This is a genomic window from Sorangium sp. So ce145, assembly GCF_051525985.1.
Classification (GTDB): domain Bacteria; phylum Myxococcota_A; class Polyangia; order Polyangiales; family Polyangiaceae; genus Sorangium; species Sorangium cellulosum_B.
In genome coordinates, this window is sequence record NZ_CP150315.1 from 6,824,101 (window position 1) to 6,843,964 (window position 19,864).

Genomic DNA, 19,864 nt, shown 5'->3' on the forward strand with positions numbered 1-19,864 from the left:
GGCCCGGCTACGCCCCCTGCAGCTTGTAGCCGACGCCGTGGACGGTCGCGATCGGGTCGCCGCCAACCACGCGGAACTTCGCGCGAATGCGGCGGACGTGCGTGTCGATGGTGCGCTCCGTGATCAGGTTGTCGTAGCGGTAGGCGCGCTGCATGAGCTGCCCGCGCGAGAGCACCACCCCGGGCCGCTCGAGCAGCGCGCCGAGCACGCCGAGCTCCGTCGCCGTGAGCGACACCGGCTGGCCGAGGTACCGCGCCTCGTGACGCTCGGTGTCGACCTCGATCGGGCCGTGGCGGAGGACCGCGGCGCGCGCGCCGGTGGACGCCGGTGCCGGTGCGGGCGGGGGCGCCTCGGTCCGCCGGAGCAGCGCGCGCACCCGCGCCACGAGCTCCCGCGGCGAGAACGGCTTCGTGAGGTAGTCGTCGCCGCCGAGCTCCAGGCCGACGATCCGGTCGACCTCGTCGGCGCGCGCCGACAGGAACAGGATCGGCGTCCTGCTCCCGGCGCGCAGCCGCCGGCACACCTCGAGGCCGTCGAGCTCGGGGAGCATCACGTCGAGCACCACGAGGTCCACCGTGCCCGCCCCCGCCGCCTCGACGGCGGCGCGCCCGTCGGCCACCGCCGTCACGGCGTACCCCTCCTTTTGCAGGGCGTAGAGCAGCACCTCGCGGATGCGCGCCTCATCGTCGACGACCAGGATGTGCTTGCTCACGTCGCGATCGGTCCCTCTGTTCCGGCGCCGTGCGCGTCGATCGCCGCGCCGAGGCCCTCCACGCGCGCCCAGACCTCGGACACGATACCACCGACGCCCTCGACCGAGGATCCGGCGAAGCGCGCCAGCACGAGCTGCGTGCGCAGCGCCTGGACGAGATCCGCGAGCTCCTCGAGGGCGCGGGCGTCGCGGTCGCGCATCGCCCGCAGGCGCCGGATGTTCTCGAGGTGCAGGTGCGCCGTCGCCAGCGACCGCGCGCCCGCGCCGCCGCCGCCCCGCTCGATCTCCGCGACGCGCGCCGCGGCGGCGCCCTCGTCGAAGCCGCTCTGGCGCAGCAGCGCGTCGAGCTCCGCGTGGCGGGCGGCGGCGCGCGCCACCTCGGCCTCGATCCGCGAGGCCGCCTCGCGCGACAGGAGCGCCTCGAACGAGGTGCCAGCGCACGCGCTGACCCCCTCGCGCAGCGCGCCCAGGACGCGCGAGGCGGCCTCGCCCGCGGCGCCGCCAGGGCGCCCACCGCTCTCTCCGCGGCCCGCCGTGAGCGCAACGGGCGCCCAGATCGGCCAGAGCGGCACGCAGAGGGCCGCGGACAGGGCGGCGCGGCGGCGCGCGCCTTGGCCGTCAGGGCGCGCGCCGCGGTAGACCGCCACAGCGCACGCGAGCCCCGCGATCAGGTACAGGACCGCCAGGTCGCGCAGGCTCATCGCTCGCTCCCCGTCAGGCCGTCGCGCGCGCCGCCGTCCTCGTTCTCGTGCGTGGTGCGGTGGCCGTGCGCGTGGTCGTCCGGATCGGGCGGATGCCCGTCGTCGTCGTAGATCCCGCGCGCAGATCGGAAGCTCCGGAAGAGCGCGTCGGAGAAGCTCCCCTCGCTGGCGCGCAGGAAGGGGATCGTATTCTCGCTCGGCCGCCCGAGGTAGGGCCGGAGGATCCACGCGGCTTGACCGCCGACGGCGAAGAAGACGGCCATGAAGGCGACCGCTGTGAGCCAGCGGCCCCGGCCCGCGCCGATGCCCCGCACGAGCACGCCGACCGCCGCGAGGCCCGCGACGGCGTAGGCGAGCCAGGCGGCGACCGAGGACGCGTGGTAGCCGAGCCCCGTGTCGATGGCCAGCCAGAGCACGGGCGCGAACGCGAGCAGCACGAGCGACGAGCGGGCCGCCGACGCGAGGGCGAGCGCGATGACGGACCGCATCGGCCACGGACGCCCGAGCACGGCCGAGAACGCGTGGAGCGCCGGGGCCGAGATCGCGAGCGTGATCAGCATCGCGAGCGGCACCTTGATGGCCGCATAGACGATCTGCTCCCTGCCGCGGAAGCTGCCGACCACGCCGCCGAACACGGCCGAGCCGAGGGCGATGGCGCCGAGCGACGCGAGCACGATGGCGCGGATGTCCCTGTCTTCACGGCAGCTCGCGGCCACCTCGGCGGGCGCCCGGAGGAGACGGTTCACGACGGAGGCGCTCACGATGCCCCCCCCTTCAGCATCGGGAGCGTCTCCACCCACACGCGCAGCGCGAGCACCGCGGCGAACACAACGAACCCGACGAGCGCCGCGGTCGCCCCGGAGAGCCTGACGAGACCGCCGTCGCGCCGGAGCGCCGCGCCGAGGTCGCGCAGCAGGACGCCGACGCCGACCACGCCGCCCACCGCGAGGCCGAGCAGCCCCATGAGGGCCGCCGTCAGGTCCGACCCGCCCGTCACGACGAAGAGCGCCGCGGCGGGCGCGAGGCCGCCGAGCACGAGGCCCGTCGAGGCGGCGGCGCGCGCCGTCGCCGACAGCGCGCGGGGCGGGTCGAGCGGCGCGTCGAAGAGCGTCAGCACGATCGTGAGCGCCGGCACGCCGACGAAGGCGACGGCGACCATGGCCGCAGGGACGCCGGCGGCGTGGTGAGCGAACGACACGCCGCCCTGCCGCGCGCCGAGCGAGAGCCCGTACAGCGAGGCGAGGCCGACGCCGATGCCGAACCTGGACAGGTCGCCGCGGAGGTCCGAGGCCGGCCGCTCCGCGAGGAGGGCCGCCGTCCAGCTGCGGTGTCCGGCGCCGTCGGTGGGCTGCGCGGCGGGGCCGGGCACGGGGGCCGCGGGAGCGTCGTCTCGACGCGCCGCGGGCTCGTTTGCGCCGGCGTCCGTGCCGGCCTCGAGCGATGACGTCAGGGGGAGACAGGTAGCTTGCGCCTGCACGAGGACCTCCATCGGGGTGAGCGCTGCGCGGCCTGGTCACGGCCGCCGCAGACCTCGATGGGCGTACCCCCCGGGTGAGGCGCGCCCGCGCGCCCGACGAGGAACAAACGCGGAGAGGTTGTGGCGAAGACGTGGCGATGGCCCGCGCCCTCCGGAGCGCCCCGGGGCCGGGACCGCCGGCGCCCGAGGAGCCCTCCACAGGAGATCTCCCGCGACGGTCCACACGCACATCACAGCCCCTGAGCGCCCGACTCCCGCGATCCATCGACATGTAGATCGGTGTGCGGCAAACCACACATTGCCGTTTTGTACGTGACGGATCGATGCTTGGCGCGCAGCCATCGCGAGGGAGGAAGTAATGAAGATCGACCTGTTCACAGAGATGCAGAGTCCCCGTCCGTGGTCGGAGGACCACGAGCACAGGATCATCATGAACACCCTCGAGCAGGCGAAGCTCGCCGATCGGCTCGGGTACGGCTGCTGGTGGCAGGTCGAGCACCATACGGCCGAGGAGTTCAGCTACTCGTCGGCGCCGGAGGTGATGCTCGCGGCGATCTCGCAGCACACGACGTCGATGCGGCTCGGGCACTCCTCGGTGCTGTCGCCGTTCCGGTTCAACCACCCCATCCGCGTCGCAGAGCGCGCGGCGATGCTCGATCACCTGAGCGGCGGGCGCCTGGAGCTCGGCCTGGCCCGCTCGACCATCCCGGAGTGGCGCACGTTCAACATCCCACCGGACCGGACGCGCGACCAGATGCAGCAGGCGTTCGAGATGATCCCGAAGATGTGGACGCAGGAGCGGTTCTCCTGGAAGAGCGAGGACGCCGAGATCAACAACGTACCCATCATCCCGAAGCCGTACCAGAAGCCCCACCCGCCCCTCTGGCAGGCTTGCTCGAGCCTGGCCTCGTTCGAGCAGGCCGGGCGCAACGGGGTCGGCGCGCTCGGCGTCACGCTGTGGGCGCCGCCCGACCAGGTGAAGGAGTGGATCGGCATCTACCGCGAGGCCATCCGGCGGTGTGAGCGGCCCGTCGGCGCGTTCATCAACAACCAGGTCGGGTTCTTCACGTTCGCTCATTGCGCCGAGACGGACCAGCAGGCCATGGAGAACGGCGCCGCCTCCGCGGCCGCGTGGTACACGAACGGGTCCTTCACGTTCTTCGAGGCGAAGGAGCACTTCCTCCGGACCCACGCCGAGGAGCAGGCGCTGGCCAAGGACCCGGCGGGCGGCGGCCTCGTGGGCCAGCTCCTGCGCGACCGCGCGGGGAAGACGCCGGCCGAGACCAAGGCCAACGCCGTCCTCGCCCGCATCATGCAGAACGAAGACGTCCCGAACGAGGAGGTGTTCGACGCCCTGAAGGAGCAGAACTCGCTCATCGTCGGCAGCCCGGAGACGTGCCGGCAGAAGATCAAATTCTACCAGGACCTCGGCATCGATCGCCTGCTGAGCTTCCAGCAGGTCGGGCGCCTGCCGCACGAGCAGGTCATGAGCAGCATTCGCCACATCGGCAAGCTCATCCCCGAGTTCGACACCCCCTAGAGCGGCGGTCAGCCGCTCTCCCCTCGTATCGCAGCGCTGGACAGCCGCGCGAATGTTCGCTAGGCTGCACCTCGATGTCCGTCCCTCGCGCGCGCTCCCTACGCCCCTGCCTAGGCCTACGGCCCGGGGGCCTTTGCGCGCGCTGCTGATCGACGTCGCTCCTCGCAGTACGGCCCCCTCGGTTCTCTTGGTCCCGATGGGGGTTCTCCGCCTCGTCGTCGTGTCGTGACGACTCCCATCGCTAGCTTTCAGGGAGTCCCGTCATGTCCACGATGCCTGTCCACAAGTACAAGCCCTTTCAGCCCATCCACATGCCCGATCGCCGCTGGCCCAGCCGCGTGATCGAGAGGGCGCCGCGCTGGTGCAGCGTGGACCTGCGCGACGGCAACCAGGCCCTTGTCGAGCCCATGGGCCTCGAGCGCAAGCTCCGCATGTGGCACGAGCTCCTGCGCATGGGGTTCAAGGAGATCGAGGTGGGCTTCCCCAGCGCGTCGCAGCCCGACTTCGACTTCGTGCGCTGGATCATCGACCAGGGGCTCGTCCCGGACGACGTGACGATCCAGGTGCTCACCCAGGCGCGCGCCGAGCTGATCGAGCGCACCTTCGAGGCCATCCGCGGGGCGCGCCGCGCCATCGTCCACCTCTACAACTCCACCTCCACGCTCCAGCGGCGCGTGGTGTTCGGCCTGGACCGCGCGGGCATCGCCGAGATCGCCGTGCGCGGGGCCCGGCTCGTGAAGGAGCTCGCGGCGCGCATGCCCGAGACCGAGGTCGCGCTGGAGTACTCCCCCGAGAGCTTCACGGGCACCGAGCTCGATTTCGCGAAGGAGATCTGCGAGGCCGTGATGGACGTCTGGGAGCCCACGCCGTCACGGAAGATCATCCTGAACCTGCCCGCCACCGTCGAGATGTCGACGCCCAACGTGTACGCGGATCAGATCGAGTGGATGCACAGGAACCTGAAGCAGCGCGACAGCATCGTGCTGAGCGTGCACCCGCACAACGACCGCGGCACCGCCGTGGCCGCGGCGGAGCTGGCCGTGATGGCGGGCGCCGATCGCGTCGAGGGCACGCTGTTCGGGAACGGCGAGCGCACGGGCAACGTCGACGTCGTGACGCTGGCGCTCAACCTGATGTCCCAGGGCGTGGATCCCGAGCTCGAGATCCATGACGTCCAGGCGATCAAGGAGACGGCCGAGCACTGCAACCGCCTGCCGGTCCACCCGCGCCACCCGTACGTCGGCGAGCTCGTGTACACGGCCTTCTCCGGGTCGCACCAGGACGCGATCAAGAAGGGGTTCAAGGCGCTGCGCGAGGGCGGGAGCCCGCTCTGGGAGGTGCCGTACCTGCCCATCGATCCGCAGGACGTCGGGCGCAGCTACGAGGCGGTGATCCGCGTGAACAGCCAGTCGGGCAAGGGCGGCGTGGCGTACGTGCTCGAGCACGACCACGGCTACGTGCTGCCGAGGGGGCTCGCCATCGAGGTGAGCCAGGCCGTGCAGCGCAGGGCGGAGCGGACCGAGGGCGAGGTGCAGAAGGCCGAGATCCTGGCGATCTTCGAGCGGGAGTACGTGAACCGCGCAGGGCCGCTCCGCGTCACCCGGCACAGGCGCGTCGGCCAGGGCGCGGACGAACGACACGAGTTCCATGTGCAGATCCGGGGCGCCGCCCACGTGCTGAGCGCCGCCGGCGGCAGCCCCGTCGAGGCGCTCGCGAGCGCGCTCTCGCGCCACGCGGGGATCGCGATCGCGGTGGACGAGCACGCGGCGCACGCGCTCCCGAGGAGCGCCGGGGACGAGACGGCGGCTTACGTGGCCATCTCGGTCGGGCGCAAGCGCAGCTTCGGGGCGGGGACGCACGGGGACGCCGACATGGCGTCGCTCGCCGCCGTGGCGTCCGCGTGGAACCGCGCGCGGCCGGCGGATGCCGCGCAGCTCGCGGCGGCAGCGGAGTGAGCGGGCGCGCGCCCGCCAGAGCCCGACGGAGGCGCCCGCGTGGCGAGACGAAGCGCCTGGACGCGCGCGCGCGCGGTGCTACCCTCGCGCGCCGACGGCGGAGCTCCTCCGGCGGGTCCGGCAGCGCGGCCACAGACGGCAGACGCGGGAACCAGCAGGGGCGACGTTGCAGACGCCACGCTCCCTTATGATGCCTTCTCCCCCCACGCCGCGCCCCGAGCTGCCTGCGGCCACGCGCCTCCCGTGCCTCACGCCGACGCGCGAGCGGTGGGGCATGGGCAGGGTGCGTCCACGATGTCGAGCGTATCCGTCGAGCGCTAGAACACCGAGCGCGTTGTTCAAGCGAGAAATGAACCGCCAAGACGCCATGAGACGCCAAGAAAACACAAAATCTTGGCGTCTTCTGGCGTCTTGGCGGTTCGAAATTCTGCGCTTTTCAGGCAGGTTCAACCCGCTTGTCGCGCTGGAAGCAGGACTGGCTGCGCTGGAACACAACGAGACAATCAAGGTGAGTGAATGAGCAAGGTGGAAAATCCGGCACTGAGAGGGTTCAACCCCGATCCGTCGATCGTTCGCGTGGGGGACGATTATTACATCGCGACCTCGACGTTCGAGTGGTTCCCGGGCGTCCAGATCTCCCACTCGAAAGACCTCGCCAACTGGCGGGTGGTGGCGCGGCCGCTGGAGCGGTACTCGCAGCTGGACATGCGCGGCAACCCCAACTCCGGCGGGATCTGGGCGCCGTGCCTGACCTACGCGGACGGCTTGTTTCACCTCATCTACACGAATTCGCGACGCTGGGCGGGGTCGTTCAAGGACGTCCACAACTACCTGGTCACCGCGCCTTCCATCACTGGCCCGTGGTCGGAGCCCATCTACCTGAACAGCTCGGGGTTCGATCCTTCGCTGTTCCACGACGACGACGGCCGCAAGTGGCTCGTGAACATGGTGTGGGATCACCGGCCGGGCAACAACCCGTTCGGTGGGATCTTGCTCCAGGAGTACAGCCCGAAGGAGAAGAAGCTCGTCGGTCCGGTGGAGAACATCTTCCGGGGCACGGCGCTCGGGCTCGTGGAGGGGCCGCACATCTACAAGCGAGATGGCTACTACTACCTGCTCACCGCGGAGGGCGGCACGTTCATCACGCACGCCGCGACGGTGGCCCGCTCTCGCTCGATTCACGGGCCTTACGAGGTCATGCCCAACAATCCGCTCATCTCCAGCGCGTCCCACCCCGAGCTGCGGCTCCAGAGCGCCGGTCACGGTAGCTTCGTGGAGAACAAGGACGGCTCGTGGGTGTTCGCGCACCTGTGCCGTCGCCCGCTGAAGAATGGCCGGTCGACGCTGGGACGCGAGACGGCGCTCCAGGGGATCACCTGGGTCGAGGGGTGGCCGCGGCTGACCTCGGGCGGGCAGGTTCCGCTGGACGTTTACGAGGGGCCGAACCTGGCTCGCCACGAATGGCCGAAGACACCCGAGCGCGACGACTTCGATACGCCCACGCTGGGCATCGAGTGGCAGTCGCCGCGCGTGCGGCCGGCGGACGTGAGCAGCCTCGCCGCCCGGCCCGGGTACCTGCGCCTGATCGGGCGCGAGAGCATCACCTCGAACTTCGAGCAGAGCCTCGTCGCGCGGCGCCAGCAGGCCAAACACGTGCAAGCGACGACGTGCATGCAGTTCGCCCCTCAGCACTTCCAGCAGATGGCGGGCATCGTTGCGTTCTACAGCACGGACTCGTTCTACTATCTCTACGTCTCGCGGGCGGACCACGCCGAGAAGGCCCTCTCGGTCATGAAGTGCGAGCGGGGGAACCTGACGTTCCCGGTCGAGAAGGAGTACGTGCTGGACGGGGTGGAGAACATCTTCCTGCGGCTCGAGATCAAGGACGAGCGGATATCGTTCTTCTACTCGCGGGATGGCGTCACCTACCACACGGTGGGGTGGGAGCACGACGCGTCGATCCTGTCGGACGAGCACGCGATACCCTGCGGGTTCACGGGCAATTTCGTCGGGATGGCGTGCCAGGACCTGGCCGGCACACGCCTGCACGCGGACTTCGACTGGTTCGACTACCGCGAGATCGGGTGACGTCCACACTGGAGACGGCCCAAGGGATCCCTTAAATTCTTCGGAGAATTCACAGGGAGGCGCGGAGGCGGGGAGGGAAATTCTCACATACTCCCTGACTCCCCGCCTCCCTGTTCAATTTCTCCGCTGAAGGTGCACGCCGCGGCTGACCGCGATGTCGGCCATGGCCTTGCTCGAGACGACGAAGCCCTGCGCGGTGCGCTCGAGCCCGGCGTTGCTCGTGCGATCCCGCACGCCGTACGAGAGCGAGTCGAGGCGCGCGCCGCCACGGACGACTACGCGCTTGATCGGGCAGTGCCGTGGAAGAAGGCAGCGCTCAGGGGGTTCGTCCCGAGCCGTCCGCATGCCTGCCTGGTACTTCGCCGCGGCTCGTCGGGGTCTGACATGGGCCGAGAAAAAAATGAGGACGGGGGCGCCGGCCGGGAGGAGAGGCCGGGCGGTCGCGCCATCGGTCGGGTGCGCCGAGCCCAGGCCCTCAGGCCCGGGCGCTGTACGGGCAGCCGTGAGCGCTCATGGCGGCCGCCACGGGCTCCGTCACCACGGGCTCCGCCCCCGCGGGCTCCTCCCGCCCCGCCGGCGCCGCGCGTACGGCGCTCGACGGCTCCCGCCGCTTCAGGATCATGCGCATCCCGTTCACCGGCTGCAGCGAGATGAAGCCGCGGCAACGCGGGTCGAAGCCGGGGACCAGCCGGAGCCGATAACGCTGCAGCGCCATCGCGACCATGATCTTGCCCTCGAGCTGCCCCATGAACTCGCCCAGGCAGATCCGCTGGCCGGCGCCGAAGGGGATGAAGGCGAGCTTGTCGTCCGCGCTCCGCCGGTGGTTCGCGAAGCGCTCGGGCTTGAACTCCAGCGGATCGCTCCAGAACTCCGGGTGCCGGTGCGTGACCCACGGGACGATGGCCACCGTCGACCCGGCGGCGACCTGGTAGCCGCCGATGACGTCGTCCTCGAGCGGGCTGCGGAGGATGAACGGCACGGAGGGCAGGAGCCGGAGGCACTCGTTGAAGACCATGGTGAGGTAAGGCATCGACTCGATGTCCCTGGCCGTCGGAGACCGGCCGCCGAGGACGCGATCGATCTCCTCGGTGAGGCGGGCGCACACCTCGGGGTGCCGCGCGAGCTGGTAGAGCGCCCACGAGGCGGTGACGCTCGAGGTCTCGTGCCCGACCATCAGGATGGTCTTGATCTCGTCCCGCAGCTGCGCGCGGTCCATCTTCGCGCCGGTCTCGGGGTCGACCGAGTTCATGAGGCGGACGAGCACGTTGTCCTCGCCGCCCGCGCCGCGCTGGTAGCCGTCGATGATGCCGTCGATCACGGTGTGCACGCGGTCCATGGCCCGGCGGAAGCGCAGGTGGCTGGGGAGCGGCCAGGACAGGGGCGGGTTGACCAGCGAGTACATCCGCTTGAGCGCGATCGACAGCGCATACTTGAACGCCTCGCGGACGGTGTCCGTGTGGGCCTCCAGCGCGGCGCCGAAGAACGCCTCGCCCGCGATACCGAACGTCACGTCCATCATGTCGTCGTTGATGTCCCGCGCGAACTCGCCCGGCTGGGCGTCCCAGCGCCGCAGCACAGCCTCCATGTGCTCGACGATGATCGGGACGAACTTGAGCGTGTTGGCATGGTTGAACTGGGGCTGCACGTGCCTGCGCTGGCGCCGCCAGAGCTCACCCTCGCTGTTCACGAGGCCCCAGCCCAGCACGGGCGCGAGCTCGTGGTAGCGCTTCCCCTTGGGGTAGTTCCGGGCGTTCGTGCGAAGGACGTGCGCGATGTCGTTCGGGTGAAACGCCATGACGAAGTCCTCGGCCCCGGGCGCCCGCAGGCGCACGACGTCGCCATGACGCGCGAAGAGGTCCTCGTAATGACGCATGTCACCGGTCCTGAAATTCGCCAGGTACCGCAGGCTGGCGAGCGGGCCAGGGCCCGGGGGCTGCCGTTCGAGCGTGGCACTCATGATTCCTCCTTCTTCGCGAGCTCCAGGGAAGCTGACGTGAGCCGTTCCGCGCGGACCCGCGCCGAGGGCACCCCGGCGCCGGTCATCGTCATGGCCGCGGTCAGATGCACAGCGAGCCTCCGCCGTCGACGGTGAGCGTCGCGCCGTTGATCCTCCGCGCCCCGTCCGAGAGCAGCAGCAGGACGGCCTCGGCGACGTCGTCCTCGGTGCAGAGCCGGCCGCCCGGCGTGCGCGACTCCCAGTACGGGAGGATCCGCTCGTGATCCGGGTAGTTGCTCGTCACATGGCCGTAGATCGGCCCGGCGGAGATGCAGTTGACCTGCACGTTGCGCGGGGCGAGCTCGACGGCGAGCGCGCGCGTGAGCGACTCCACCGCGGCCTTCACGGCGCCCATGGCGCCGAAGTGCTCGAGGTACCTCGACGAGCCGTTCGACGAGAGCGCGACGATGCGCCCGCCGCCGTTGCGCTCCATCAGGCGCGCCGCGCGCATGGCGCACAGGTGGTAGCCGATGACGTTCGTGCGGAAGGCCAGCTCCCAGTGCTCCGGGGTCGTCTGCTCGAGGGGGCCGAAGCGGCCGTTCGAGGCGTTGCTGACGAAGTGGTCCAGCTCGCCGACGTCGCGCGCGATCGCATCGAAGAGCCTGTCGATGTGCGCGGGGTTGGCGACCGAGCCCCAGACGTGCACCGCGTCGCCGCCGGCCCCGCGGATCTCGTCGGCGACCGTCTCGCCGTCGTCCCGCGAGTGGAAGCTGTTGACGACGACCCGCGCGCCGGCGCGCCCGAGCTTCGCGGCGATGGCGCGGCCCAGCCCGCGGCTCGATCCGGTGACGAGGACCGTCTTGCCCGCGAGCGCCACCCCGGGGGCAGGGAGCGCCCGCTGCGCCGCGGGGGCCGCGGGGGCCGCGGGCGCGCGCGCCGCGGCGACCTGCGCAGGCGGCGCGGATTCGACGAGGCGCGCGAGATCGCCGACCGTGCGGGCCTCGTCGAGCGCCACCTCGAGCACGCCCGGCTGGGCGCCACGCTGCCAGAGGAGCGCGCGGAGCTCGTCGCGGCGGCGGCGGTCGACCCCGAGGTCCTCCTCGAGCCGCGCGTCGGGGACGAGCAGATCGACCGGGTGGCGGGTCGCGTCCGCGAGCGCCTGAACCACGACATGGAGCGACTCGCCCGCGTGGCCATTGGCGTACCTTCCGCCCTCCACGTGGCCATTGGCATGCCTTCCGGCATCCACGTGGCCATTGGCGTGCTTCGCCGCCTCCACATGGCCATTGGCGCGCCCTTCGGCTTCCACGTGGCCATCGGCGTGCGCTCCGGCCTCGACATGGCCATTGGCGTGGTTTCCGGTCTCCACGTGACCCTTGGCGTGCTCTCCGGCCTCCGCGCTGGCCGCGATCGTCCGCGACAGGAACTCGCTTACGCGGGCCACCGTGCGCAGCTCGTCGGGCGCCGCCTTGAGGGCGTTCGGGAGACCGAAATCGGCGCGCAGCGTCGCGAGGATCTCGCCGCGCTTCACGGAGTCGATGCCGAGGTCCTGCTCCAGATCGGCGTCGGCGACGACGACCTCGTCGGGGTAACGCGTCATGCGCACGAAGACGGAGCGAACGTGGTCGAGGAGATCATGAGATTGCATCGTCGAAACCTCGTATTTGGTGAGTGCCATTCATCCGAGAGCGGCGACGGGCGGGACCGGGACGGCCGCGACGAGCGCGAACGCACCGGTCAGCACGGCCCGGCCGAAGAACTGCCCGCCCCGCGCGCCCAGCGCGAAGGAGCGGACCGAGGGCTGCGCGAGGCGCGCGCCCCCCGGCGGGAACGCGACGTCGATGTCCCGGAACGAGAACCGCGCCGGCAGCGCGAGCGCCCCCGTCTTGTAGAGCGCCTCCTTGGCGCTCCAGAGCAACGTCTCGAGGGCGGCGCGCGGGGCGCCCGCCGCGGCGCCCCGCGCGAGGCCCTCGCGCTCGCGCGGGGTGAAGTGCTCGTCGGCGAAGCTCGCCGCGCGCGCCTCGACCCGCTCGACGTCGACGCCGACCGCGCGCGCCGTGGTGACCGCGGCCGCCGCGAGCTCGCCCGCGTGCGAGAGCGACAGCGCGAACGCGCCGTCCTCGAAGCGCGGGCGACGGCCGCACGGCCCCGTCACCGCGCAGGCGAGGTAGGCGGCGCGCGGGTGCGCCTCGAGCGAGGCCGCGTCCAGCGCGACCAGCGGCGCGCCGCGGCCGGCGGCGAGCTCGAGGCGCAGCCACTTCGCCGCGACGCGCGCGCACGCGGACTGCGCCCGCCGGGCGGCGACGCGCTGCGCGGCGCACGCGCGGCGTTCGCTGGCCGTCAGGTAGGGCTCGAGGCGCGCCGCGGCCTCGGCGTCCGCCCGCGCGACCGCGATGGCGAGCGGCGGCGTCACGGCGCCCCCAGCGTCAGCGTCGCCTGCGCCGCCGGGCGGGCGTCCGCGGCCACGCGCCCCATGACGCGCCCCTCGAGCCCCTCGACCTCCAGCAGCACGCCGCCCGAGGGGTCGAGCGCCTGCGCCCACGCGCCGAGGACGCGGTCGCCCGCCGCGCTCGGGACCGTGGCGACGAGCCGGACGGGGACGCCCGCGCCACGGAGCGCGAGATCGTTCGCCGCCGTCCCGAAGCGGATCCGGTCGACGCCGCCCGCGGCGCACACCGGGAACGCGCCCGCCTCGTCGCGGCGCAGGGTGCCCAGCGACAGGAGCGCGTCGAGCAGGAGGAACGGCGTGGCGGCCCCGCGCTGCCCTGCGAGGGCGCCGTCGGTCGTGAGGCGGAACCGGGCCTCCTTGAGCGCGGCCCCGAGCACGAAGGCGCCGAGGTGATCGAACCAGCCCGCGTGCCGGACCGGCGAGCCAGGGCTCGCGTAGGGGTCGCGGACCAGGGGCCCGTCGACCCGCCCGGCGTGCCGCGGAGCAAGGCCGTCGCGGCCGACGTGGATCGGGGCGAGCTCGACCACGCAGGTCGCGAAGACCACGCCGGCGCGGAGGGTCACGCCCGACCGGTGGACGAAGTCGCCGCGCACCTCGACGGCGCACGCGACGCGGCCGCCGGCGAGGCGCTCGCGGCGGGTCGTCACCGCGCGCACCTCGCGCGGCGCGTCGTCGGCGAGGCGCAGGAACTCGAGGAAGCGCACGTCGCGGACCTCGCGGACGAGCGCCCCGCCGCCCGACGTCGCGAGCGCGTGCCGGACGGCCAGGTCGACGAGGAAGGCCCCGGCAGCGACGGCGCTCGAGCGCGCCCGGTGGTCGGAGAGCCACGGATCGACGCGTGGATCGAGCGTCCACGCGCTCGCGGACGCGCCGTCCGCCGCGACCACCGCGTCCGACGCGTCCGCCGCGACGATGCGCGGGGCGAAGCGCTCGATCTCGCCGTCGCCGAGCAGGACCTGGGCCGCGCCGGCGGGCGGCTCGGCGACGACGTCGAGGAAGATTTGCCGCCCCTCCTCCGGCTCGACGCCCCGGAGCCCGCGCGCCGCGCCGAGCGCGCTGTACTCGGACCCGGCGGTCATGCCGACGCCGTTCCAGCCGAGCCACGCGATGCTCGACCACGGGCCCGCGCCCGCCTCGGCGGCGAAGTACGCCGCCGCGCGGTTCATCGCCTCGTTCGCCGCGCCGTAGTCCGGCTGCCCGTCGTTGCCGAGCACGCTGAACGCCGAGGTGACGAGGTGGACGTGCGGGCGCGCGTCGGGCAGGTGGCGCGCGAGGGCGCGGCGGAGGTGGGCGAGGCCGGCGAGCTTCGTGTCGACGATCCGCTCGAACAGATCGAGCGGCTTCGACGTGAGCCGGCTCGACACCTGGATGCCGGCGCCGTGCACGACCAGATCGACCCGGCCGTACGCCGCCGCGACCGCCGCGACGGCGCGGTCGACGTCCTCGCCGCACGTCACGTCGACGGCGTGGTAGTCGACGACGCGGCGGCCGGCGCCCCCGGCGCGCAGCTGGGCGAGGACCCGGTGCGCCTCGCGCGCCGCGCGGAGGCGCGCGTAGCGGTCGCGCAGGACGCCCATCCGCAGGCCCGAGCTCTCGCGCAGGGCCTCGGCATAGAAGTCCCGCTCGTACGCGTCGAACGCCGCGTCGGTCATCGCGAGCGCGCGGGCCGGAGCGTCCTCCAGCCGCGAGCGGCCGAGGAGCACGGCGCGGCAGCCGAAGCGGTCGAGCAGGCCCTCGACGAGCTCCGCCGTGATGCCGCGCGCGCCGCCCGTGACGAGCACGACCGAATCGGCGCCGAGCTGCGGTACGGCGCGCGCGCGCGGCCTCGCGGAGGCGCGGGCGAGCTGCACGGCGTGCCGCGCGCCGCCGAGATCGACCACCTCCTCGGGAACGGCGGGCCGGGCGTGGCGCCACTCCTCGGAGAGCGCGCCGAGCGCGGCCGCGGCGTCGCGCGCGTCGGTGTGGACGACGCGCACGTCGCCGCCCGGGAGCTCGCGCGCCAGGGACTTCACGAAGCCGCCGACCGCGCCGCTCACCGGCGCGAGCCGCCCGTGGAGGTCCACGGCGGAGGCGACGACGGCGGCGAAGGCCACCTCGCCGCGCGCGATGGCGCCGTAATAGCGGCGAGCGGCGCCGAAGAGCGCGCGCAGCGCCGGCCTGTACGAGCCCGGCGCGCCGTCGACGAACGCGAGCGCGTCCGTGGCGCGGGTGAGCACGACGACCGCGTCGACGTCATCGGGGGCCAGGGCCGCGAACGACGCGCCGAGCCGCGCCTCGTCGCGGGCGTCGAGCGAGGGCGCGCCGCCGGACGCCTCGGCCCCGGGCGCCGAGAGGTCGCGCGGGCTCCCAGGCTCCGCCGAGCCGGACGCCTCCTCGACGGCGAGCGCGAGGACGCGCGCGCGCTCCTCGTCGGAGCGGGCGGCGCGCCGCACCTCCATGGCGAGCGCCGCGTCGGTGCAGACGTAGAGGACGCGGGACGGGACGCGCGCCGCCGGCCCTGTCGCCGGCGCGGGGGCGATCTCGGGGACGAAGCCGTGGATCGGCGTGCCCGTCGCGAAGCCCGAGGCCGCTCGCGCCGGCGCGACCGTCGCGACCTCGGGGGGCGTGACCTGGACGGCGCGGGGATCGGACGGCCAGCGCACCAGCGCGGCGCCGTGCGCGCGCGCGCCGCGGATCGCCGCGTGGAGCTCGACGGCGCCCTCGGCCCCGCGCAGCCGCGCGCTCGATCCGCCGACCGCGAGCTCGCGGGCCGAGGGGCCGCGCCCCGCCGCGCCGGCGACGCCCTCGGCCGCGCCGTCGACGAGGTGCAGGCGAGCGAGCACCGGCCAGGCGTGGCGCGCGGCGGTGTCCTCGGTGCAGAGCGCGACGAGCAGCGCCGCCTCGCCGACCGGCCGCGGGTCACGGGTAGCGGACGCGCCCCGCGCGACGTCGTCGCTGAAGGCGTTGACGGCCCCCGCGAGCACGACGTCGCAGTCCTCGTCGAGCACGAGATCGGCGGCCGCGAGCGCGTCGAGCAGCGAGGTCGCCGAGGTGTCGACGACGAAGTTCGGCCCGCGCAGGCCGAAGACGTTGGCGACACGCCCGGAGATGACGTTGGGCATGTTGCCCGGCTGCGTGTACGGCCCCGTCGCGGGCGATCCCGCGCGGAGCGCGTCGGCCGTCGCGGAGGCCAGCGCGGGGCTGACGCCGCGCGCCCGGAGCGCCCGCGCCACGCGGTCGGCGAAGATGCGCTCGTTGGCGCGCGCGCCGCGGCGCGTCTTGCCCTCGTGGCCGACGACGACGCCGATGCGCTCGCAGAGCTCGCGCGCGGGCAGCGCCGAGAGCGCCTCCTCCGCGGCCATCGCCGCGAGCAGCTGCGTCGGGTCCATCGCCTCGAGGGCGTCCGGGAGGACCGGAGCGCGGGCCGGCAGCCGGAGCGCGCCCTCGTCGAACGCGAGCACGTCCGACGGGGCGCCCGCGGGCGCGCCTCCGCTGCCGGGGAACACGGACCCGAGCCCGACGACGCACAGCGCGCGGGCGCCGTCGCGCGGGCGCGGACGCGCGGGGTGGCGCTCGGGGCGGTGCTCCTCGACGACGAGGTGCGCGTTGGTGCCGCCGAAGCCGAAGCTGTCGAGCGCGGCGCGCAGCGGGGCTCCGCTCTGGGCGATCCAGGGGGCGGCCGCCGTCGGGATGGCGAACGGCGAGCGCGCCAGATCGATGCGCGCGCTCGGCGCCTGGAACCCGTGCTGCGGGAAGAGCGTGCGCTCGCTGATCGCGAGCACGACCTTGATGAGCGACGCGACGCCCGCGGTCCAGCCCGTGTGGCCCAGCAGCGACTTGACGCTGCCCAGGGCGATGCGCGGGGCGCCGGCGTCGCTCGCGAACACCTCGGCGAGCGCCTGGAACTCGGTGGCGTCGCCGACCGGCGTCGCCGTGGCGTGCGCCTCGACGTACTGGACGCTCCGCGCCTCGACGCCGGCCCGCGCGTGGGCGCGCCGCATCGCCAGGGCCTGCCCGCGGCGCTGCGGCACCGTGACCGACGGGCTCGGGCCGTCGCTCGACAGGCCGCTGCCCAGGAGCACGGCGTCGACGCGATCGCCCCGCGATCGGGCGTCGTCGAGCCGCTCGAGCACGACGACCGCGGCGCCCTCGCCGAACACGACGCCGTCGGCGGACGCGTCGAAGGGGCGGCTGCCGGTCGCGGAGAGCCCGCCGAACTGCGAGAACTGGCACGCGTTCGTCGGGCCGGGCTGGTAGGCGCCGCCGGCGATCACGACGTCGGCGAGGCCGCGGCGAAGCATCGCGGCGCCCAGATGCACCGCGTGCATCGACGACGCGCAGGCCGCGTCGACGAGGACGGTGCGCGCGCCCTCCCCCACCACGTCGCGCACGACGCGCGCGAGCGGCTCGAGGTGGCCGCGGCACGCCGCGCGCCGGCCGGCGTCGAGCCCGAGCTCGGCCGCGAGCGCGTCCGCCACGGCGGCGCGGGCCGCCTCGTCCACGGCGGCGCCGTCGAGCGCGCGCTCGACGCCGAGCAGCAGCGTGGCCTCGTCGTGCTCGATCGAGCCGTCGGCCGTGGACCCGAGGAGGCATACGATCCGCAGGGGCGCGCCGCCGCGGAGCGCGGCCGCGTGCGATCGGGCCTCGGCGAGCGCGCACGCCAGCATGCGGGCCGTCTTGGGCAGCCGCTCGAGCGCGCGCGTGTCGTAACCGGTCTGCTCGGCGTACGGGCCGAGGGCGTCGACCGTGCCGACCAGCAGGCTGTAGGTCTTGTCGGCGGCGCGGCCGCGGTTCAGGAAGTCGGTCGCGAGCTCCGGGTGTCGCTCGCCGGTGTCGGCGATCCCGCACGTGCCCGCGAGCAGCTGCGCGAGGTAGGCGTCGACGCCGCCGGCCCCCGGCAGCACCGCGCCCATGCCCACGATCGCGATCGGCGTCGCCCCCGCAGCGGAGGCGGCGTCGTCGCGCGGGCTCGCAGTGGCGGTGGGGCTCGCGGAGCTCGCGGCGGCAGGGCTCGCGGCCTCGCGCGGGCGGCGGGCGTCCGGCTCCGCCTCCGGGAGCGGCGCGACCGCCGTGAGCGCGCGCCCCGCGGCGCGCAGCGCGTCGATCACGCGCCGGTGCTCGGCCACGACGTCCTCTCCGGCGCGGAACGTCGAGATCACGCGCAGATCGGGCCCGGGCGGCGCGCTCCGCCGCACGAGCGCGGTCAGGGCGCCGCCGCCGCCGCACTCGACGAAGGTGCGGACCCCCGCCGCGTGGAGGTCGCGCACGGCCGCCTCGAAGTCGAGCGGCGTCACGAGGTGCATCGGGAGCAGGCGCGCGGGCGCGAGCGGGCCGTCGCCGTAGTGGACGCGATCGATCGGCGAGTACGTGGCCAGCGCGGGACGCGCCGCGCCGGCGCGCACGAGGGCGCTCGCGAACGGACCGACCGCCGGCGCGAGCAGCGGCGAGTGGAAGGCGTAGCGGCTCGCGAGCACCGTCGCGCGAACGCCGGCGCCGGTGAGCCGCCGCTCGAGCGCCGCGATGCCGTCCGCCGTGCCCGACGCGACCGCCTGATCGGCCGCGTTCACCACCGCGACGAACACGTCGTCCCGGCCGAGCGCATGCACCTCGTCGCGCAGGCGCTCCGCGCCGGTGTGGGCGGCGAGCATGCGGCCTGGCGGCGCGCCGCGGAGGGCGAGCACCCGCCGGCACACGACCTCGGCGGCCGTCGCGAGGGGAAACGCCCCGCCCGCCGCCAGCGCGGCGATCTCCCCGAGGCTGTGCCCCGCCACGACGTCCGGCTCGAGCCCGGCGGACCGGAGCAGCGCGACGGCGACGTGGCCCTGGACGAGGATCCCGAGCTGATCGAGATCGACGCACGCCTCGAGGGCGGCGCGCGCCTCCGCCTCGCCGGCGGTCACGAGCGCCGCGAGCGAGGCGCCGAGCAGCTCGCGCGCCGCGGGCTCGGCCGCGGCGACGGCCTCTCGCGCGGCGTCGAAGCGCGCGTGGAGCGCTCGCAGGAGCCGGAGGTCGAACGAGCCTTGGCCCGGCAGGAGCAGCGCGATCTTGCCGGCGACGCCGCCCCCCTCCCGCGCGGCCTCCCCGGAGCGCCCCTGCGCGGCCTCCCCGCCCGCCGCGGCCGCCGCGGCCTCCGCGCCCCACCGCGCCCTGTGCGGGCGCGCCTCGTGGAGCGGCCCCCGCGCGACCTCGGCGGCGTGCCGGAGCAGGCGCTCGGGGAAGAGCTCGCGCAGCGCGGAGCCGCCGCGCAGGCAGAGCTCGACGAAGCGCTGGTGCGGCACGCGCTCGTCGAGGGTCCCGACATGCGCCGTCACCGACCTGGGCAGCGGCGCGAGCTCGTCGCTCGCCGAGGCGACGGCGACGATGCGCTGGTAGCCGCACGCCACGGGCTCGCCGTCGAAGCGGACCGTGCGGAAGTAGCCGTACGCGCTCGAGCGCGTCACGGCGCCGAGGCTCATGAAGATCGCGACGCGCTCGCCCACGCGCACCGGCGCGAGGTTCCGGCTGTACCCCTCGGTGGTGAGCAGCCGGATCGCGGCGCGATCCTCCTCGTGCGGGAGCGTGCCGTCCGCGGCCTCGGCGAAGTAGAGCGTCTCGCGCGCGATGCACTGGAAGCGGAAGTTCGTGAGGTAGTGATGGCTGCCATAAGCCATGCTGTCCTCGAACTTCACGCAGTACGGAACGACGAAGAACTCGCCCATAGATCCTCTCCACGCAGCCCGCCCGCGCGCGGCGTCGACGCACGACTGGCACCGCGTGCCAGCCGATGGTTCGTGCGCTCCTCACCTTTGCGCCGCTCGGGCTGCTCGAATAAGTGTACCTACACGTAAATGCGCAGAGCGCGCCGCAGGCCCATGGCCCCCGGCCGCGCGGGTGATGCCGCGATGCTCGCCTCGACGCCGCCATGGCCCTGGCGAATGAGAGATCGATCGATCGATGGATCGGCCAGCGCGCGCCAGGGCCGCCAGGACCGCCGACGCCGAGCAGGCGGTCGAGCAGACGAGGCGGATCCACGTCGTCGAGGACGAGA

At 73.8% G+C, this 19,864-nt stretch carries 13 protein-coding genes; 4 read left to right on the top strand and 9 right to left on the bottom strand.

The window, feature by feature from the left end; all coding sequences use genetic code 11:
• Window positions 1-7: 7 nt before the first annotated feature.
• From WMF34_RS25105 to WMF34_RS25120, 4 genes are read right to left on the bottom strand one after another with little or no spacing between them, the layout of a single operon-like run.
• Complete coding sequence (locus tag WMF34_RS25105; protein WP_012237510.1) at window positions 8-712, bottom strand: response regulator transcription factor; 705 nt, start codon at window positions 710-712, stop codon at window positions 8-10.
• A complete protein-coding gene (locus WMF34_RS25110) occupies window positions 709-1,413 on the bottom strand; it encodes a hypothetical protein (RefSeq protein ID WP_437989358.1) in 705 nt (234 codons plus the stop codon). The genes WMF34_RS25105 and WMF34_RS25110 overlap by 4 nt, the downstream gene beginning before the upstream one ends.
• On the bottom strand, window positions 1,410-2,174 hold the full coding sequence (locus WMF34_RS25115; protein ID WP_437989359.1) for a hypothetical protein: 765 nt from the start codon (window positions 2,172-2,174) through the stop codon (window positions 1,410-1,412). The genes WMF34_RS25110 and WMF34_RS25115 overlap by 4 nt, the downstream gene beginning before the upstream one ends.
• The gene (locus WMF34_RS25120) at window positions 2,171-2,890 is read right to left on the bottom strand and encodes a hypothetical protein (RefSeq protein ID WP_437989360.1); all 720 of its coding nucleotides are present in this window, start codon (window positions 2,888-2,890) and stop codon (window positions 2,171-2,173) included. The genes WMF34_RS25115 and WMF34_RS25120 overlap by 4 nt, the downstream gene beginning before the upstream one ends.
• 358 nt (window positions 2,891-3,248) lie before the next feature.
• On the opposite strand from WMF34_RS25120, the gene WMF34_RS25125 reads away from it, so the two are divergent.
• From WMF34_RS25125 to WMF34_RS25140, 4 genes are all read left to right on the top strand, one after another.
• Window positions 3,249-4,430 carry an LLM class flavin-dependent oxidoreductase gene (locus WMF34_RS25125; protein WP_012237514.1) on the top strand — a complete coding sequence of 394 codons (1,182 nt, stop codon included), beginning with the start codon at window positions 3,249-3,251 and terminating at the stop codon, window positions 4,428-4,430.
• A gap of 263 nt (window positions 4,431-4,693) precedes the next feature.
• The gene (leuA, locus tag WMF34_RS25130; protein WP_437989361.1) at window positions 4,694-6,385 is read left to right on the top strand and encodes a 2-isopropylmalate synthase; all 1,692 of its coding nucleotides are present in this window, start codon (window positions 4,694-4,696) and stop codon (window positions 6,383-6,385) included.
• A gap of 349 nt (window positions 6,386-6,734) precedes the next feature.
• Window positions 6,735-6,905: a hypothetical protein gene (locus WMF34_RS25135; RefSeq protein ID WP_162144010.1), complete on the top strand. Its 171-nt coding sequence runs from the start codon at window positions 6,735-6,737 to the stop codon at window positions 6,903-6,905.
• Window positions 6,902-8,473 (top strand): glycoside hydrolase family 43 protein, encoded by a 1,572-nt coding sequence (locus WMF34_RS25140; RefSeq protein ID WP_012237516.1) that lies wholly within the window; start codon window positions 6,902-6,904, stop codon window positions 8,471-8,473. The genes WMF34_RS25135 and WMF34_RS25140 overlap by 4 nt, the downstream gene beginning before the upstream one ends.
• Window positions 8,474-8,587: 114 nt before the next feature.
• On the opposite strand, the gene WMF34_RS25145 is transcribed toward WMF34_RS25140, so the two are convergent.
• From WMF34_RS25145 to WMF34_RS25165, 5 genes are all read right to left on the bottom strand, one after another.
• Window positions 8,588-8,818: a hypothetical protein gene (locus WMF34_RS25145; RefSeq protein WP_157906896.1), complete on the bottom strand. Its 231-nt coding sequence runs from the start codon at window positions 8,816-8,818 to the stop codon at window positions 8,588-8,590.
• A 130-nt stretch (window positions 8,819-8,948) separates the two neighbouring features.
• Window positions 8,949-10,430, bottom strand: coding sequence for a cytochrome P450 (locus WMF34_RS25150; RefSeq protein ID WP_437989362.1), 1,482 nt, complete (start codon window positions 10,428-10,430; stop codon window positions 8,949-8,951).
• Between the two features lie 100 nt (window positions 10,431-10,530).
• Window positions 10,531-12,057, bottom strand: a complete 1,527-nt coding sequence (locus WMF34_RS25155) for an SDR family oxidoreductase (RefSeq protein ID WP_437989363.1) — start codon at window positions 12,055-12,057, stop codon at window positions 10,531-10,533.
• Between the two features lie 30 nt (window positions 12,058-12,087).
• Window positions 12,088-12,822: a 4'-phosphopantetheinyl transferase superfamily protein gene (locus WMF34_RS25160; protein WP_437989364.1), complete on the bottom strand. Its 735-nt coding sequence runs from the start codon at window positions 12,820-12,822 to the stop codon at window positions 12,088-12,090.
• Window positions 12,819-19,535 (bottom strand): SDR family NAD(P)-dependent oxidoreductase, encoded by a 6,717-nt coding sequence (locus WMF34_RS25165; protein ID WP_437989365.1) that lies wholly within the window; start codon window positions 19,533-19,535, stop codon window positions 12,819-12,821. Before WMF34_RS25165 ends, WMF34_RS25160 begins: the two co-directional genes overlap by 4 nt.
• Window positions 19,536-19,864 lie beyond the last annotated feature (329 nt).

Excerpts from the sequence above, each read along its gene's own strand:
- WMF34_RS25140 (WP_012237516.1), top strand. The coding sequence starts at position 6,902 with ATGAGCAAGGTGGAAAATCCGGCACTGAGAGGGTTCAACCCCGATCCG.
- WMF34_RS25125 (WP_012237514.1), top strand. The coding sequence starts at position 3,249 with ATGAAGATCGACCTGTTCACAGAGATGCAGAGTCCCCGTCCGTGGTCG.
- WMF34_RS25155 (WP_437989363.1), bottom strand. The coding sequence starts at position 12,057 with ATGCAATCTCATGATCTCCTCGACCACGTTCGCTCCGTCTTCGTGCGC.
- WMF34_RS25150 (WP_437989362.1), bottom strand. The coding sequence starts at position 10,430 with ATGAGTGCCACGCTCGAACGGCAGCCCCCGGGCCCTGGCCCGCTCGCC.
- WMF34_RS25145 (WP_157906896.1), bottom strand. The coding sequence starts at position 8,818 with ATGCGGACGGCTCGGGACGAACCCCCTGAGCGCTGCCTTCTTCCACGG.
- WMF34_RS25110 (WP_437989358.1), bottom strand. The coding sequence starts at position 1,413 with ATGAGCCTGCGCGACCTGGCGGTCCTGTACCTGATCGCGGGGCTCGCG.
- leuA (WP_437989361.1), top strand. The coding sequence starts at position 4,694 with ATGTCCACGATGCCTGTCCACAAGTACAAGCCCTTTCAGCCCATCCAC.
- WMF34_RS25135 (WP_162144010.1), top strand. The coding sequence starts at position 6,735 with ATGAACCGCCAAGACGCCATGAGACGCCAAGAAAACACAAAATCTTGG.
- WMF34_RS25165 (WP_437989365.1), bottom strand. The coding sequence starts at position 19,535 with ATGGGCGAGTTCTTCGTCGTTCCGTACTGCGTGAAGTTCGAGGACAGC.